General features: G+C 71.8%; 13 protein-coding genes. 10 read left to right on the forward strand and 3 right to left on the reverse strand.

Annotated features, from left to right (window positions below; translation table 11 throughout):
* Nucleotides 1-732 precede the first annotated feature (732 nt).
* The 4 genes from J7E88_RS06640 to hutH all read left to right on the forward strand — a co-directional run bounded on the left by J7E88_RS06640 (nt 733) and on the right by hutH (nt 5,713).
* On the forward strand, nt 733-1,896 hold the full coding sequence (locus J7E88_RS06640) for an adenylate/guanylate cyclase domain-containing protein (RefSeq protein WP_215178327.1): 1,164 nt from the start codon (nt 733-735) through the stop codon (nt 1,894-1,896).
* A gap of 109 nt (nt 1,897-2,005) precedes the next feature.
* The gene (locus J7E88_RS06645; protein WP_215178329.1) at nt 2,006-2,806 is read left to right on the forward strand and encodes an enoyl-CoA hydratase/isomerase family protein; all 801 of its coding nucleotides are present in this window, start codon (nt 2,006-2,008) and stop codon (nt 2,804-2,806) included.
* A 111-nt stretch (nt 2,807-2,917) separates the two neighbouring features.
* Nucleotides 2,918-4,090, forward strand: coding sequence for a diguanylate cyclase domain-containing protein (locus tag J7E88_RS06650; protein ID WP_215178331.1), 1,173 nt, complete (start codon nt 2,918-2,920; stop codon nt 4,088-4,090).
* 81 nt (nt 4,091-4,171) lie between these two features.
* Nucleotides 4,172-5,713: a histidine ammonia-lyase gene (gene hutH, locus J7E88_RS06655; RefSeq protein WP_215178953.1), complete on the forward strand. Its 1,542-nt coding sequence runs from the start codon at nt 4,172-4,174 to the stop codon at nt 5,711-5,713.
* Between the two features lie 87 nt (nt 5,714-5,800).
* Here the strand turns inward: hutH and J7E88_RS06660 are convergent, their stop codons facing one another.
* On the reverse strand, nt 5,801-6,106 hold the full coding sequence (locus J7E88_RS06660; RefSeq protein WP_215178333.1) for an LAETG motif-containing sortase-dependent surface protein: 306 nt from the start codon (nt 6,104-6,106) through the stop codon (nt 5,801-5,803).
* A gap of 108 nt (nt 6,107-6,214) precedes the next feature.
* Here J7E88_RS06660 and J7E88_RS06665 point away from each other — a divergent pair, with 108 nt between their 5' ends.
* The 3 genes from J7E88_RS06665 (at nt 6,215) to J7E88_RS06675 (ending at nt 9,956) form a co-directional block, all read left to right on the forward strand.
* Nucleotides 6,215-6,634: a hypothetical protein gene (locus tag J7E88_RS06665; RefSeq protein WP_251022251.1), complete on the forward strand. Its 420-nt coding sequence runs from the start codon at nt 6,215-6,217 to the stop codon at nt 6,632-6,634.
* A 348-nt stretch (nt 6,635-6,982) separates the two neighbouring features.
* Nucleotides 6,983-8,254, forward strand: coding sequence for an Ig-like domain-containing protein (locus J7E88_RS06670; RefSeq protein ID WP_215178334.1), 1,272 nt, complete (start codon nt 6,983-6,985; stop codon nt 8,252-8,254).
* Nucleotides 8,255-8,963: 709 nt separating this feature from the next.
* Complete coding sequence (locus J7E88_RS06675; RefSeq protein WP_215178335.1) at nt 8,964-9,956, forward strand: GNAT family N-acetyltransferase; 993 nt, start codon at nt 8,964-8,966, stop codon at nt 9,954-9,956.
* 15 nt (nt 9,957-9,971) lie between these two features.
* Here J7E88_RS06675 and J7E88_RS06680 read toward each other — a convergent pair whose 3' ends face one another.
* Nucleotides 9,972-10,835, reverse strand: coding sequence for a helix-turn-helix transcriptional regulator (locus tag J7E88_RS06680; protein WP_215178336.1), 864 nt, complete (start codon nt 10,833-10,835; stop codon nt 9,972-9,974).
* Nucleotides 10,836-10,963: 128 nt separating this feature from the next.
* On the opposite strand from J7E88_RS06680, the gene J7E88_RS06685 reads away from it, so the two are divergent.
* The 3 genes from J7E88_RS06685 to J7E88_RS06695 all read left to right on the forward strand — a co-directional run bounded on the left by J7E88_RS06685 (nt 10,964) and on the right by J7E88_RS06695 (nt 13,187).
* Complete coding sequence (locus tag J7E88_RS06685; protein ID WP_215178337.1) at nt 10,964-12,016, forward strand: NAD(P)-dependent alcohol dehydrogenase; 1,053 nt, start codon at nt 10,964-10,966, stop codon at nt 12,014-12,016.
* Between the two features lie 138 nt (nt 12,017-12,154).
* Nucleotides 12,155-12,505 (forward strand): DUF1330 domain-containing protein, encoded by a 351-nt coding sequence (locus J7E88_RS06690; RefSeq protein ID WP_215178339.1) that lies wholly within the window; start codon nt 12,155-12,157, stop codon nt 12,503-12,505.
* 304 nt (nt 12,506-12,809) lie between these two features.
* Nucleotides 12,810-13,187 carry a RodZ family helix-turn-helix domain-containing protein gene (locus tag J7E88_RS06695; protein WP_215178341.1) on the forward strand — a complete coding sequence of 126 codons (378 nt, stop codon included), beginning with the start codon at nt 12,810-12,812 and terminating at the stop codon, nt 13,185-13,187.
* A 781-nt stretch (nt 13,188-13,968) separates the two neighbouring features.
* On the opposite strand, the gene J7E88_RS06700 is transcribed toward J7E88_RS06695, so the two are convergent.
* A complete protein-coding gene (locus J7E88_RS06700) occupies nt 13,969-14,628 on the reverse strand; it encodes a DUF4389 domain-containing protein (protein ID WP_215178343.1) in 660 nt (219 codons plus the stop codon).
* Between the last annotated feature and the right edge of the window lie 376 nt (nt 14,629-15,004).

A 15,004-nucleotide genomic window follows, 5' to 3' on the forward strand; every position in this document is an offset into this window, starting at 1 on the left:
GTACTGGACGAGTCCGCGCATGTCCTCGGCGCTCTGGAACCGGTCGTCCGGGTCCTTCGCGAGCGAGCGCATCACCAGGCCGTCGAGCTCCGGCGGCACCGCGTCCAGGACGTGGGACGGCGGGACCGGAACGGGTGCCCCGCGGGTGGGGCGGCGGTCGCCCGACCCCGGGCGGGGGCGGGCTCGGCCGACCCCGGCGGGCCGAGCGGCGTGCCGCGGTGCCCCGGCGGACCGGTACGCGGTCCAGCCCCTTATGGGGCCACGTACCCCGGTGACGCGGCCCCGGGTACCCGGGTCATGGGGCCCGGCGGCCCGGCGGCCCGGTCAACGGATCCGACGCCCCGGCGGCCGGCGCTGCGGGTCCGAGCGGTGTCCACGGTGCCCGAGCGGGCCCGGCCGGGCGGCCTGCGCGGGGCCCGGTGGACCGGTTACGCGGGCCCTGGCACTCCGGCGGGCCGTGCGGTGGTCCGACTGAAAACGGCTGCTCCCCGTCCGGCGGCCCGCCCGAGGCCGGGCGGGCCGGGTGCACGCGCGGCTCCGGTACCGGTCACGCGGACCAGGCGGCCCCGCGCCCGCGGCCGCGGTCGCGTATCGGCGGCCCCGCCGGAGCGGGCGCGGCCGTGCATCGGGTCCGTCGTCGGGACGTGAGCTGGGGCACACCTGCCGTATCGTTGAGGCGATCGAGCGACAGATCGGCAGGGCAGTGCGCAGGGAACGGGCAGGAGGCGGGTGGTGACCGTCGACGACACCACTTCCGGCGCGGGCGATCGCGGCGCGGGCGATGGTGAAACGGGCTCGGGTACGGGCTCCGGCTCGGTGCATCCGACGCCGCACCACGAGGTCGACCACACCGCGGAGCCGACCGACGACCCGCTGGCGATCCGCCTCGAACAGCTGATTCTCGGCGCGGAGCGGCGCTACACGGCCTTCCAGGCCGCCCGGACCGCGGGTGTCTCCATGGAGCTGGCCTCCCGATTCTGGCGGGCGATGGGCTTCGCCGACATCGGTCAGGCCAAGGCGCTCACCGAGGCCGACGTACTGGCCCTGCGGCGGCTGGCCGGTCTCGTCGAGGCGGGCCTGCTCAGCGAGCCGATGGCCGTGCAGGTGGCCCGGTCCACCGGGCAGACCACCGCCCGGCTGGCCGAATGGCAGATCGACTCCTTTCTGGAGGGCCTGACCGAGCCCCCCGAGCCCGGCATGACCCGCACCGAGGTCACCTATCCGCTCGTCGAGCTGCTCCTGCCCGAACTGGAGGAGTTCCTCGTCTACGTCTGGCGGCGCCAGCTCGCCGCGGCCACCGGCCGGGTCGTGCAGGCGGCCGACGACGAGGAGATGGTCGACCGCCGCCTGGCCGTCGGCTTCGCGGACCTCGTCGGCTTCACCCGGCTGACCCGCCGGCTGGAGGAGGAGGAACTGGGCGAGCTCGTCGAGTCCTTCGAGACCACCTGCGCCGACCTGGTCGCGGCGCACGGCGGTCGCCTCATCAAGACCCTCGGCGACGAGGTCCTGTACGCGGCGGACGAGGCGCGCACGGCGGCCGAGATCGCTCTGCGGCTCATCGACGCCATGACCCAGGACGAGACGATGCCGGCCCTGCGGGTGGGCATCGCCTTCGGGACGGTCACGACCCGGATGGGCGACGTCTTCGGTACGACGGTGAACCTGGCGAGCCGGCTGACGTCGATAGCGCCGAAGGACGCGGTGCTCGTGGACGGGGCCTTCGCCGAGGAGCTGATCAGGACGGGGGACGCGCCGCAGTCGGAAGCCGAGGCGGCAGAGGCGGAGAAGGAGAGCGAGGAGCCGCTGCCGTACCGGTACGGGCTGCAGCCGATGTGGCAGCGGCCGGTCCGCGGCCTGGGCGTGGTCGAGCCCTGGCTCCTCTCCCGGCGCGCTTGACCGCTGTCCGGCGACCTGACCGCTGTCCTGCGACCCGGGGTCGGGGCCGCGTGGGCCGCCCGTAGAGTGAGGGCCACGTGAACCATCGTTAACCGGGAGGGTGGCTGTCATGTCGGAGTCCGAGCAGCGCTTCGGGGAGTACGTCGTCGTCCGCAGGCACGAGCAGGGGCACGTCGCCGAGCTCGTTCTCGACCGGCCGAAGGCCATGAACGCCGTGTCCACCGACATGGCCGTCTCCCTCGGCGCCGCCTGTGAGGCGCTGGCGGCCGACCGGGGGGTCCGGGTCACCGTGCTGACCTCCAGCAACGACCGCGCCTTCTGCGTCGGCGCCGACCTCAAGGAGCGCAACTCCTTCTCGGACGCCGACCTCGTGCGCCAGCGTCCCACCGCCCGCGGGGCGTACACCGGCGTGCTGGAGCTGCCCATGCCCACCGTCGCCGCCGTGCACGGCTTCGCCCTCGGCGGCGGTTTCGAGCTCGCGCTCTCCTGCGACGTGATCGTGGCCGACGCGACCGCCGTGGTGGGTCTGCCCGAGGTCTCCGTGGGCGTCATCCCCGGCGGCGGCGGGACCCAGCTGCTGCCTCGCCGGGTCGGGGCCGCGCGGGCCGCCGAGCTGGTGTTCACCGCGCGGCGCGTGGAGGCCGGGGAGGCACGGGAGTTGGGGCTCGTGGACGTGCTCGCGGAGGACGCCCGCACCGAGGCCCTCGCGCTCGCCGCGCGGATCGCCGTCAACTCGCCGGTGGGCCTGCGCAACGCCAAGAAGGTCATGCGGCTCGGGCAGGGGCTCGACCTGCGGGCCGGGCTGGAGGTCGAGGACGCCGCCTGGCGGGCGACGGCCTTCTCCGGTGACCGGGCCGAGGGCGTCGCCGCGTTCAACGAGAAGCGGAAGCCCGCCTGGCCCGGCGAGTGATCGGTCTGGCCCGCGGGGGACTCCACCCGGCCCGGCGAGTGACCGGTCTGGCCCGGTGAGTGACCCCGCGCCAACGGATCGAATCGGTCGAAACCTCCCTAAGCTGGGGAGATGGCTGAGGATCGGCGGTTGCGTTCCGTGGTGGCGCTGGCGCAGGCGATGGCGGCCGCCCACACACCGCGCGAGTCCTGGCGGGCGGCGGCCCTGGGCGCCTGCGTCGCACTGGACGGCACCTTCGCCGCGCTCTCCGTGTGGGAGCGCGAGCGGGGCCGGCTCAAGGTGCTGGTCAACGCCGGGCAACGGGCCGAGGGGGAGGAGGAGTTCCCGGAGTCGGAGACGTATCCGGTGAACCGCTTCCCGGAGATCACCGAGTTCCTGCACGAGCAGTGGGCGGGCGGCGGTGAGCCCGACGCCTGGGTGGAGACCGCCGAGGGCCCCGCGACCAACGGGCACGGCTACTGCCACCAGAGGGTCGCCGCCCTGCGCCGGCGGCGGCGCGGCTGTTGCGTCGTGGCCCCGATCGTGCTGCACGGCCGCGCCTGGGGCGAGCTGTATGTGGCGCGGCCGCTCGACGCGCCCGTCTTCGACCGCGAGGACGCCGACTTCGCGACCGTGCTCGCCTCGGTCGTGGCCGCCGGCATCGCGCAGACCGAGCGGCTGGAGGAGGTGCGCAGGCTCGCCTTCACGGATCCGCTGACCGGTCTCGCCAACCGGCGCGCCGTCGACACCCGCTTGGACGAGGCGCTGGAGAGCCACCGCACGGACGGCTCGGTCGTCAGTCTCGTGGTCTGTGACCTCAATGGCCTCAAGCAGGTCAACGACACACTCGGGCACGAGGTCGGCGACCGTTTGCTGGAGCGCTTCGGCTCGGTGCTCTCCCGTTGCGGGGCGATGCTGCCGGGCGCCCTCGCTGCGCGCCTGGGCGGTGACGAGTTCTGTCTGGTGACCGTGGGCCCCTCGGCCGACGAGGTCGTCAAGGCCGCCGACGAACTGTGCGTGAGGGCAGCCGAGTTGGAGCTCGGGGCGGGGGTCGCGTGCGGGGTTGCGTCCACCGGCGATCCGATCGGTCAGGTGCGCTCGGGCCGCCGGCTGTTCCGGCTGGCGGACGCCGCCCAGTACCGGGCGAAGGCGGCCCGGTCGCCGCGGCCCGTGGTCGCGGGCCGGGACGGCGTCGTCATGCGGCTCGCCGACAGCCCGCCGCGCTCCCCGCGGGACCGCCGCCGCTTCCGCGACGCGCGCCCGGAGGAGGACGCGGAGGCGCAGGAGCCCTGGAGCGAGCCATGAGCGGGTGAGGGCGGTAAGGGGCGGGCCGGGGCCGGACGGGTGACAGGTTGGGATTCAGTCCGTACGCTGCTGAATATGGATATGCAAACAGTCGTGGTGGGGATGTCCGGTACCACCGCCGATGACGTCATCGCCGTGGCCCGCGAGGGTGCCCGCATCGAGCTCTCCGACGAAGCCCGCGCCGCCCTCGCCGAGGCCCGCTCCATCGTGGACGCCCTGGCCGCGAAGCCCGAGCCCGTCTACGGGGTCTCCACCGGATTCGGTGCCCTCGCCACCCGGCACATCAGCCCCGAGCTCCGCGCCCAGCTGCAGCGCAACATCGTCCGCTCGCACGCCGCCGGTATGGGTCCCCGGGTCGAGCGCGAGGTCGTGCGGGCACTGATGTTCCTGCGACTGAAGACCGTCTGCTCCGGCCGCACCGGCGTTCGCCCCGAAGTCGCGCAGACCATGGCGGACGTGCTGAACGCGGGCATCACCCCCGTCGTCCACGAATACGGCTCCCTCGGCTGCTCCGGCGACCTCGCGCCACTGTCCCACTGCGCGCTCACCTTGATGGGCGAGGGTGACGCGGAGGGCCCCGACGGCACTGTGCGCCCCGCCGGAGAACTGCTCGCCGAGCACGGCATCGCGCCCGTCGAGCTCCGCGAGAAGGAGGGCCTCGCCCTCCTCAACGGCACCGACGGCATGCTCGGCATGCTGATCATGGCCCTCGCCGACCTCGACCGCCTCTACAAGTCCGCCGACATCACCGCAGCGCTGACGCTGGAGGCCCTGCTCGGCACCGAGAAGGTCCTCGCGCCCGAGCTGCACGCCATCCGCCCCCATCCCGGCCAGGGCGCCGCCGCGGCGAACATGCTGGCCGTCCTCAAGGGATCCGGCCTCACCGGCCACTTCCAGGAGGAGGAGGCGCCCCGCGTCCAGGACGCGTACTCGGTGCGCTGCGCCCCGCAGGTCGCGGGCGCGGGCCGCGACACCATGACGCACGCCCGCCTCGTCGCCGACCGCGAGCTGGCCTCGGCCGTCGACAACCCGGTCGTCCTGCCCGATGGCCGCGTGGAGTCCAACGGCAACTTCCACGGCGCGCCCGTCGCCTATGTCCTGGACTTCCTCGCCGTCGCCGCCGCCGACCTCGGCTCCATCGCCGAGCGCCGCACCGACCGGCTCCTCGACAAGAACCGCTCCCACGGCCTGCCGCCGTTCCTCGCCGACGACGCGGGCGTCGACTCGGGCCTGATGATCGCCCAGTACACGCAGGCCGCACTGGTCAGCGAGATGAAGCGGCTCGCCGTCCCGGCGTCCGCCGACTCCATCCCGTCCTCCGCCATGCAGGAGGACCACGTCTCGATGGGCTGGTCCGCCGCCCGCAAGCTGCGTACCGCCGTCGGCAATCTGACGCGCATCATCGCCGTCGAGCTGTACGCGGCGACCCGCGCCATCGAGCTGCGCCGCGGCCTCACCCCGGCCCCCGCCTCGCAGGCGGCCATCGAAGCGCTTCGCGCGGCCGGCGTCGAAGGACCCGGCCCGGACCGCTTCCTGGCACCTGACCTGGAGGCCGCGGAGGCGTTCGTACGGGAGGGCAAGCTGGTCGCGGCCGTGGAGCCCGTCACGGGGCCGCTGGCCTGACGCCACGCGAGCCGCGGGCTCGACACCCACGCCAAGGGGCCGCCCCGCCGATGACGGCGGGGCGGCCCCTTCGGCGAGGACCGGGTCTCAGACGGCGTACTCGCCGCGCCTGCGTATCGAGTACGCCACGAAACCGGCGCCGATCGCCAGGAAGGCCGTCCCGCCGATCACATACGGCGTGGTGTCCACACTGCCTGTCTCCGCGAGCCGGAGTTCCTGGCCGCCCGAGGTCTCCAGCCCGCCCAGGGTCGCCTGGGCGGTTTGCGACGCGGCGCCGGACTGCTGTGCGGCCTGTTTCTCGGCGGTGGCGTTCGCCGAGGGGACGAACCACAGCGCACACAGCAAAGTCCCTGCGGCAGTGGCGGTCAGCAGCGGTCGACGTGCGACGGACACGGACTCGATCCCCCTTGAGGCATCCTCGAATTGGCCGGGTGGGCTGATGCTAGTGAAAGCAGCGGGTCGCGGGAAAGCCGAGGGGCCGGGCACCCTACGCTCCGCTCCATGACGACTTCTGAGACATCACGGTTTGTGCGGCTGCGGGTGGAACTGGTGCTGGAGATCGAGGACACCGAAGCCCTGACCGGAGCGGCCCTGGAGCGGATCGCGGCCGACGAGTTCATGCCGGACGAGGAGCGTTCGCACGCGCAGTCCGCGGTGCGCGAGGACGAGGCGGAGGCCCTGGCGTACCTCGTCGACCCGTTCGACCTCGTCGCCGAGGTGCCCGGCGTGGAGCTGGCGCAGGCGTCCTGGAGCAGCGAGCAGGTCGAGTACGACCCCGAGGCGCAGGAGTGGGACCTCGACGACGACTTCGACGGCATCCGCGACGAGTACGAGGGCGACGATGACGAGGACGACGATGACGGCGATGACGACGCGGACGGGGACGAAGGCGGGGGCGACGGCGGCGGCAGGGGGGAGTAGGCGCGGGTGGCCGGAACGGGCAGGGCGTGTACGGGGCGGGCTCCGGAGCGAGGGATGATGGGAGAGGGAGCGGAGACCTGTCATGGAGGGCACGGCCGCCGACTTCGGTGGGATGACGCGCTTCGGCTCCCGGTTCGCCGGGCAGGCGAACCGGGAGCCCGAAATTTCCGTGCCGAATCGGTGGGAACGCTGCAACCGTCGGGGCGGATGGAGCGTCGATCACTTCGGTGAGGTGGGCGCAGGGGGCCACGCCGCCAGGCAGTGGTATTTCCCACATCTCTTGGGATGGGGAACCGGATGCCCCGAGATGGGGGTTTCCATGGAAGAGGGTCAGGGGAATCGGGAACGATGGAGAAGCGTGTGATGACGGACAGCAAGCGGCGCAAGGGCCTGATGGCCGTATCCGCTGTGCTCGGCGGCGTGCTGGTGCTTTCCGCGTGCAATGACGGGGGCGGGGACAAGGGAGCGGGCAGCGCCGAGCGCTCGAAGGCGTCACAGGCCGAGGTCGACGAGGCGGCGGCCAAGGAAGTCTCCAAGGCCCGAATAACGATCTCGCCGAAGAACGGCTCGACGAACGCCAGCATCAACAACGCCGCGAAGGTCACCGTCAGCGACGGCACCCTGACCGCGGTCACCATGACCACCGCGGACGGCACGGCGGTCGCGGGCACCCTCTCCTCCGACGGCAAGAGCTGGCAGCCGGACGGCCAGCTGGAGCGCTCCACCACGTACAAGATCGCCGCGACGGCGAAGGACGCCGCGGGCCTGGAGGCCCACGAGAACTCCTCCTTCACCACCGTCTCGCCGGCCAACAGCTTCATCGGGAACTTCACGCCCGAGGACGGCTCCACCGTCGGCGTCGGCATGCCGGTCTCGATCAACTTCAACAAGGCGATCACCGACCGCAAGGCCGTTCAGTCCGGCATCACCGTCACCTCCAGCAGCGGCCAGGAGGTCGTCGGCCACTGGTTCAACAGCCAGCGTCTGGACTTCCGCCCCGAGCAGTACTGGGCCGAGGGCTCGACCGTCACCCTGAAGCTCGAGCTGGACGGCGTCGAGGGCGCCGACGGCGTCTTCGGTGTCCAGCAGAAGACGGTCACCTTCACGATCGGCCGCAACCAGGTCTCCACGGTCGACGCCGCCAGCAAGACCATGACGGTCACGCAGGACGGCAAAACCGTCAAGACCATCCCGATCTCCGCCGGCTCGCCGGAGAACCCGACGTACAACGGTCAGATGGTGATCTCCGAGAAGTTCAAGGAGACCCGGATGAACGGCGCAACGGTCGGCTTCACCGACGACGACGGCAAGGGCGAGTACGACATCAAGGACGTCCCGCACGCCATGCGGCTGTCCACGTCGGGCACGTTCATCCACGGCAACTACTGGGGCGCCGACTCCGTCTTCGGCAGCGCCAACACCAGTCACGGCTGCGTGGGTCTGAACGACGTCAAGGGCGCGAAGGACCCCAAGCAGCCCGCCGCCTGGTTCTACAACAACTCGCTCATCGGCGACGTCGTGATCGTGAAGAACTCCAAGGACACCACCATCAAGCCGGACAACGGTCTGAACGGCTGGAACCTGGACTGGGCGCAGTGGAAGGCCGGCTCCGCCGTCTGATCCACCCCGCGCAAGCCCGACAAGCGGCGGCACCCGGAGACGGGGGCCGCCGCTTTCGCGTGGGCTGCGGCGGGGGGTGCCTGGCCCGGGCGGCCCGCGCTTCGGTTCGCGGGGCGGGCCTGGCGGCGGTGGGTGCTTCGGTTCGCGACCCGGTCCGGTGCCTGGCCCGGTGGTCGGCGCTCCGGTTCGTGGCCGGGTTGGTGCCTGGCGGCGGCAGACCCCGGGCGTCGCCTGCACGCCTGGTGGCTCCGGTGCATGGCGGGTCCTGGTGCTTGGCCGGCAGCGTGTGCTCCGGCTCGCGGCTGGGTGCCGCTGCCTGGCGGCGGCCGCTATCCGGCGGGGCCGCGCCTGGGCCGGAGCCGTGATGCGTGGCGAGGGCGGAGGCTGGCCCGGAAGCGTGTGCTCCGGTTCTCGGCCCGTGGCCGGTACGCGACGGCCGCAGTATCCGGCGGGCCTCCGGCGGGCCTCCGGCGGGCCTCCGGCGGGCCTCCGGCGGGCCTCCGGCGCCTGCGCGCCTGGCCGCTCTGACGCCTGGCCGGCAGCGGGCGCGCCTCGGTTCGCGGCCGGGGTCCGGTGCCTGGCCGGCGCTCGGCGCGCTTGTCTCCAGCGCTCCCGGGGCTCCCGGTGCTCCCGCGCCTCCGCGCGCCCCCTCCGGCGTCCGATGTAAATTCACCTGCGGCGAGCCGCCCCGGACCATAGCGTCCGACGGATGACCGTCACACGCCTGCCCTCCGCGCCCGCCGACCATGTCGTCGACGCGTGGTACGAGGTCGTCCGCACCGCCCACTCGCATGACCTGCCCGCCGCCGTGCCCCCGCCCGGCCGGGCGGAGAGCGCGGGCAAGCTCCGCTTCCCCGGCCCACGCACCCGTGCCGTCCATCTCGCCGCCGTGGCCGCCGACGGCTCGTACGACGGCGTGGCTACCCTCGTCCTGTTCGACGACGCCGTCAACCGGCACACCGCCTTCCTCGACGTCCTCGCCGTGCACCCACGCGCCAGGAACCGCGGCACCGGCGCACGGCTGTGGAAGGCCGCGCACGCCGAACTCGCCGCGGACAAGCGGACGTCCGTGTCCGCCGCCGTGGAACTCGGCGGTCACGGCGAGACGTTCGCCCGCCGCCTCGGCTTCGACAACGCCCTCCAGCTCGCCTGGTACGTGCAGAACGTCCCCGACGCGCTCGCCGCCCGCCCCCTCCCGCCCGCCCTGCCCGACGGCTACGCCCTCGCCCACTGGACCGGCGTGGTGCCCGACGCGCTGGCCGACGCGTTCGCCGAGGCCCACAACGCCATGCAGGACGCGCCGACCGGCGACATGGACCAGGCCGCCCCCGCCTGGGACGCCGCACGGGTCCGCGCCGCGGCGCAGGTGGTCGAGGACCGCGGCGGCGTCATCCTGTCCGCGGCGGTCCTCCACGGCCCGCCCGCCGAGCAGACCGTCGCCGCCTACACCGAGCTCGTCCTGCGCGATCCCTCGGACACCCGGGCGCTGCAGTACGACACCGTCGTCGTCCCCGCCCACCGCGGCCGCGGTCTCGGCATCGCCGTCAAGCGCCACATGATGGGGGTGCTGGCCGCCGCGCGTCCCGGCGTACGGGAGATCGGCACGACCGTCGCGGACGAGAACGGCCCCATGCTGGCCGTCAACGAACGCCTCGGCTACCGGCGCGAACGGACCGTCGCGTACTTCCAGGCAACGCTGTAGCCGGCCTGCCGCGACTCACCGCACGTCCGCGTTCGCCACCTCGTCCACGCCCCAGCCGGACAGCAGCCGCAACGACTCCGCGGAGCGGCTGCCCGGCTCGGCGTGGTACGTGACCAGCGACAGGTCGTGGTCGTCGGGGAACCTCAGCGTCTCGAACGCCAGCGTCATCTCACCGACCAGCGGATGGTGCAGCCGCTTGCTGCCGTGGCCCTTGTCCTGCACCGTGTGCGCCGCCCACAGCGAGCGGAAATCATCGCTCTTGACCGACAGCTCGCCCACCAGCGCCGACAGCTGCGGATCGTCCGGATAGCAGCCGGCGCACAGTCGCAGCACGCTCACCACCTCGATCGCCTTGCACTCCCAGTCGAGGTACAGCGCACGTGCGTTGGGGTCGAGGAAGATGAGCCGGGCCATGTTGCGCTCCTCCGGCTCCATCGCGGCGAAGTCGCCGAGCAGCGCGCGGGCCATGCGGTTCCACGCGAGGATCTCCAGCCGCCGCCCGAGGAACAGCGCGGGCACCGTCTCCATCGCGTCGATCAGATGCTGGAGCTGAGGCCGGACCTTCTGCGGCCGGGCCGCGGCCGCCCGCTTCTTCTTCGCCTTCGGCTTGGCCAGATGGGTCAGATGCGCGTGCTCCGTGTCCGTCAGGCGCAGCGCGCGGGCGATCGAGTCCAGTACCTCGGTGGACACGTTCTGGCCGTTGCCCTGTTCCAGACGCGTGTAGTACGCGACGGACACCCCGGCCAGCTGCGCCAGCTCCTCGCGGCGCAGCCCCGGCACCCGCCGATGGCGCCCGAAATCGGGCAGCCCGACGTCCGCCGGCTTCAGGCGGGCCCGCCTGGACCGGAGGAATTCACTGAGCTCGGCACGCTGATCCATACAGCAAGTATTCCGGGTCGCACGGAGAGCCCGGAGGGACGAGCCTGTCCCTGCCAGTGGTAGGTACAGCGGACGTAGGCACACCAGGGGGCTGGGTGGAAAGCCTCCCGTCGGCCAGGCTCGACGCCATGACCACGAACGCTTCCACCGTCCCCGCATACGCCGCTCCCGCAGCGGGCGCCCCGCTGGAGCGCACGACCGTCCCCCGCCGCGCCGTCGGTAAGCACGACGTCCTGATCGACATCATGTACGCGGGCATCTGCCACTCCGACATCCACCAGGCCCGCGACGGCTGGGGCCAGGGCATCTACCCGATGGTGCCCGGCCACGAGATCGCCGGCATCGTCACCGAGGTCGGGCCCGGGGTCACCAAGTTCGCGGTGGGCGACCGGGTCGGAGTCGGCTGCTTCGTCGATTCCTGCCGCGAGTGCGAATACTGCCGGCAGGGTCTGGAGCAGTACTGCACCCGGGGTGGGACCGGCACGTACAACGCCCTCGACAAGAACGGGGAGCCCACCTACGGCGGCTACTCCACCCGTATCGTCGTCGACGAGAACTACACCGTCCGCATCCCCGACGGTCTGGCGCTCGACGAGGCCGCGCCGCTGCTCTGCGCCGGCATCACCCTCTACTCGCCGCTGCGCCACTGGAACGCGGGACCCGGCAAGAAGGTCGCCATCGTCGGCCTCGGCGGCCTCGGCCACATGGGCGTCAAGATCGCGAACGCGCTCGGCGCCGAGGTGACCGTGCTGTCCCAGACGCTGCGCAAGAAGGACGACGGCCTCAGGCTGGGTGCCGATCACTACTACGCCACCAGCGACGACGCGACGTTCGAGGCGCTGGCCGGCACCTTCGACCTCATCGTGTCGACCGTGTCCGCGCCGCTGCCGTTCGGCAAGTACCTGGGCCTGCTGAAGACCGACGGCGCGATGGTGAACGTCGGAGCGCCCGAGGAGCCGATCTCCCTCAACCTGTTCTCCGTCATCGGCGGCCGCAAGACGCTCGCGGGCTCCATGATCGGCGGCATCCGCGAGACTCAGGAAATGCTCGACTTCTGCGCGGAGCACGGGTTCGGCGCGGAGATCGAACTGATCAGGGCGGACCAGATCAACGAGGCGTACGAACGGGTACTCGCGAGCGACGTGCGCTACCGGTTCGTGATCGACACGGCGACGATCTGACGCACAGCGCACGTGCCCGCTGGTCGGGCGCGGGGCAGGGCCTGGCGGTCACCTCGCAGGTAATCGCCAGGCGCCGCCGCCCCCGGCAGGATCGAGGAACTGCACCGCGCCGCACCGCCCCGAACCCGCGAGGGCACCATGACCGCTTACGCCGCCGGCCACCTGCTCCCCGCCGCCCGTCTCGACAACGACGTGTTCGCCTGCATGGAGCGCATCCAGTCGACCCTCGACCCCTTCGGTGGCCGTTTCCTCCTCCACGGCGCGACCGACGAGATCCGCGAGGGCGCCTGGCCCGGCGTTCTCGTCATCATCGGCTTCCCGGGCATGAACGAGGCACACGACTGGTACGAGTCCGCCGCCTACCAGGGCCTCATCCCGCTGCGCACGCGCCACATGGCGGGCGAGGTGGTCCTCGTCGACGGCGTCGCCCCCGGCTGCGACGCCGCCCGCACCGCGGCCCTGCTGCGGGAAAACCAGGCCGTGGCATGATGCGCTGCCGAAAGGCCGAGGCCGGGTAGACGGCCGGGCACGATCCGCGCCGAGCGGCATCCGGGCACCCCGGCCTGGAGACGTGCACTCGCTCCTGTGGACCGCCTGGCGGTCCGGCTGCTTCCGGTCCGCGGCAGCCGCCGCCGTCCCGTCATAGAGCAGACGCCCGCCTTCCACGCCCAGTCGGCGTTTCAGCCGCGCACCGACAGCGCGTGAGCCGGGCGCCCGTCCCATCTGTGGGCACCGGATTTCGCAGGGGGCGCAACGCCGGACCCGTCCCGCAGGCCGCTCCTACCCTGGGCCGGTGAGCAGCCACACGCCGAACCGAGCCCGCGTCATCCCCCTGCGCCCGCGCCCGCAGGCCCCCGCGCCCAAGGAGCCGCTGTGGCGCCACGTCGTCGGCGACGCCCTGCGCCGCGAACGCCTCGCCCAGGAGCGCACCCTCAAGGACGTGGCCGAGGCCGCCCGGATCTCGATGCCGTACCTCTCCGAACTGGAACGCGGCCGCAAAGAGGCCTCCTCGGAGGTCCTCGCGGCCGCGGCGAAAGCGCTCGGTCTCACGCTGGCGGAGCTGCTGACACTGACGCAGTCCGAGCTGACCCGCCCGACGAGCTCGACGCGACGCACACCCGGCACCACCAGCACCGCGCCGCGCCAGGGTGAGGTCCGCCTGGCGGCGTGAGCACCACTTCAGCTCGTGAGTTGTGCGGCGTTGGGTCGGGCAACGGAAGGAAGGGCGGGGCAGGCGCCCTGCCCGGTGGCAACGGAGAGAGGGCATGCGTGAAGCCGGACTGAACTGGAACCCCTGCGGCGACACTTTCGCGAGCCGTCGGCCGGCTTCGACGTCGGGCCAGGGTGGCGGCCCCTTGTGCTCCGATGTCATGAAGCCGTTGTTGCGGAGTTTCCCGAGTACGAGCTGCTGGCTGTGAAGCAGAAGTGGGCAGTTCTTGTTTTTCAGGCCTTTCCGTGATCGTGGAAGCGAGGCGGGAACTGGACGGCTGACGAGGCCGGCAGGCTCGACGCGCTCGTGCACGAGCACACGGCTGTCAGTGAGCGTGTCTGTGAGCGCTGCGGAAACGAGGGAGCGTTGCGCGACAGCCGGCCGATCGAACGGACCCTCTGTACCGGGTGTCACTCCGCCGTCGGACCGGACGGCGCGCTGTAGCGAACTGCCGCGAAACGCTTCAGGAAGCGGGACTCCAGCCACGCAGGCGACTGCTCACGGGGCTCCGCTCACGGGAGCAGCGTCGCCTCCAGCCTTGCCCTCACGTCCGGCGCGAGGGGCTCACCCCTCGGCCTTCGCGCCGGACGATCGGACACGAGACGCCCGTCCCGCCAAGGCTTGGCCGAAATCGCTCACGGGCGTGTACGACACAGCGGAGCTGGGACGACCGCGCCCGGACCAGGCATGCTCCGGCCTGAACCTCCCCGCTCTTGGCCCGTCCCAGCGGTTGGGTGGCCAGTCAGGCCGTCGTCGCCGGTGCCGCCTCCCGGCCGCCCATGTCGAGCCGGAAAGGCGGGTACTGGTCGGTCAGCAATGCGGCATAGGCGGTGACCCGGGCGACCCAACGGGCCAGACCGAGCAGGAGGTCGAAGAGGTGCACCGGATAACGAGCCTTGACCGCCAAGATGATCACGGCGACCAGCGACAGAAAGGGAATCAGTCCGCTGTAGCGCCAGCCTTCGTCATTTCCCCAGCCTCCGGCAAGAATTCCGACGACGACATACTGCGGAATCGCCAGCAGCCACCACTTCACCAGGACCAGACCGCGGGAGAGACGCTCGGGATAGGCGATGTCGAAGTGCGCCGGATAATCGGGCACGTCCGCGAGCGTGAACGGCGGGTATCGGTCGGTGCCGAGTGCCGTATGGGCGTAATAGCTGACACGCCAGTTCCAGCGCAGTACGCCGACATTGAAGTCGAAGAGGGGCCGCGGATACCGGCCGGTTATCAGAATGGCGAAGAACGCGACGACGGTGACCAGCACGAAGCCGATCCACAGGAAAAACAGCACGATGTAGTGCGGAATGGCGAGCAACCATTTCACGAGCCACATCCATCGGGACAGCCCCGGATCGAGAGACGCCTCGAATCGCACGTCTGACGCGGTGACGGGAATCATGGAGGCACAACTCCTTTCGAGGGTCCCGCTCGGCAGACGCCGGGCCGAGGTGATCGCTGATCAGAACTCAGCCTCACATGCGGTGCGGAAAGCCGCGACTTCTCACTCCGTTTCGAGTGAGACAGTGGGTCGGACCGTTCTCTCCCCACACCTCTGCGAGCGGTGACGTCCCAAACGGCGAGACGGGTGTCTGTGTCATGTGCTCACCTTCTCGGCGCCGGTCACGGCGCGGTCGCCCCAGATGGCCGCAGCCTCCCAGGCGGCGACACCTTGCCCTGCCCACCAGCACGGCGTACGTGGAGATGGGCGATGCGTGCGTCGCGGCTCTCGCGGAACTGCGTGATGTGCCCGGGACTTGGTGTCGAGTGAACGCCCA

Source organism: Streptomyces sp. ISL-10 (assembly GCF_018614575.1).
GTDB lineage: Bacteria > Actinomycetota > Actinomycetes > Streptomycetales > Streptomycetaceae > Streptomyces.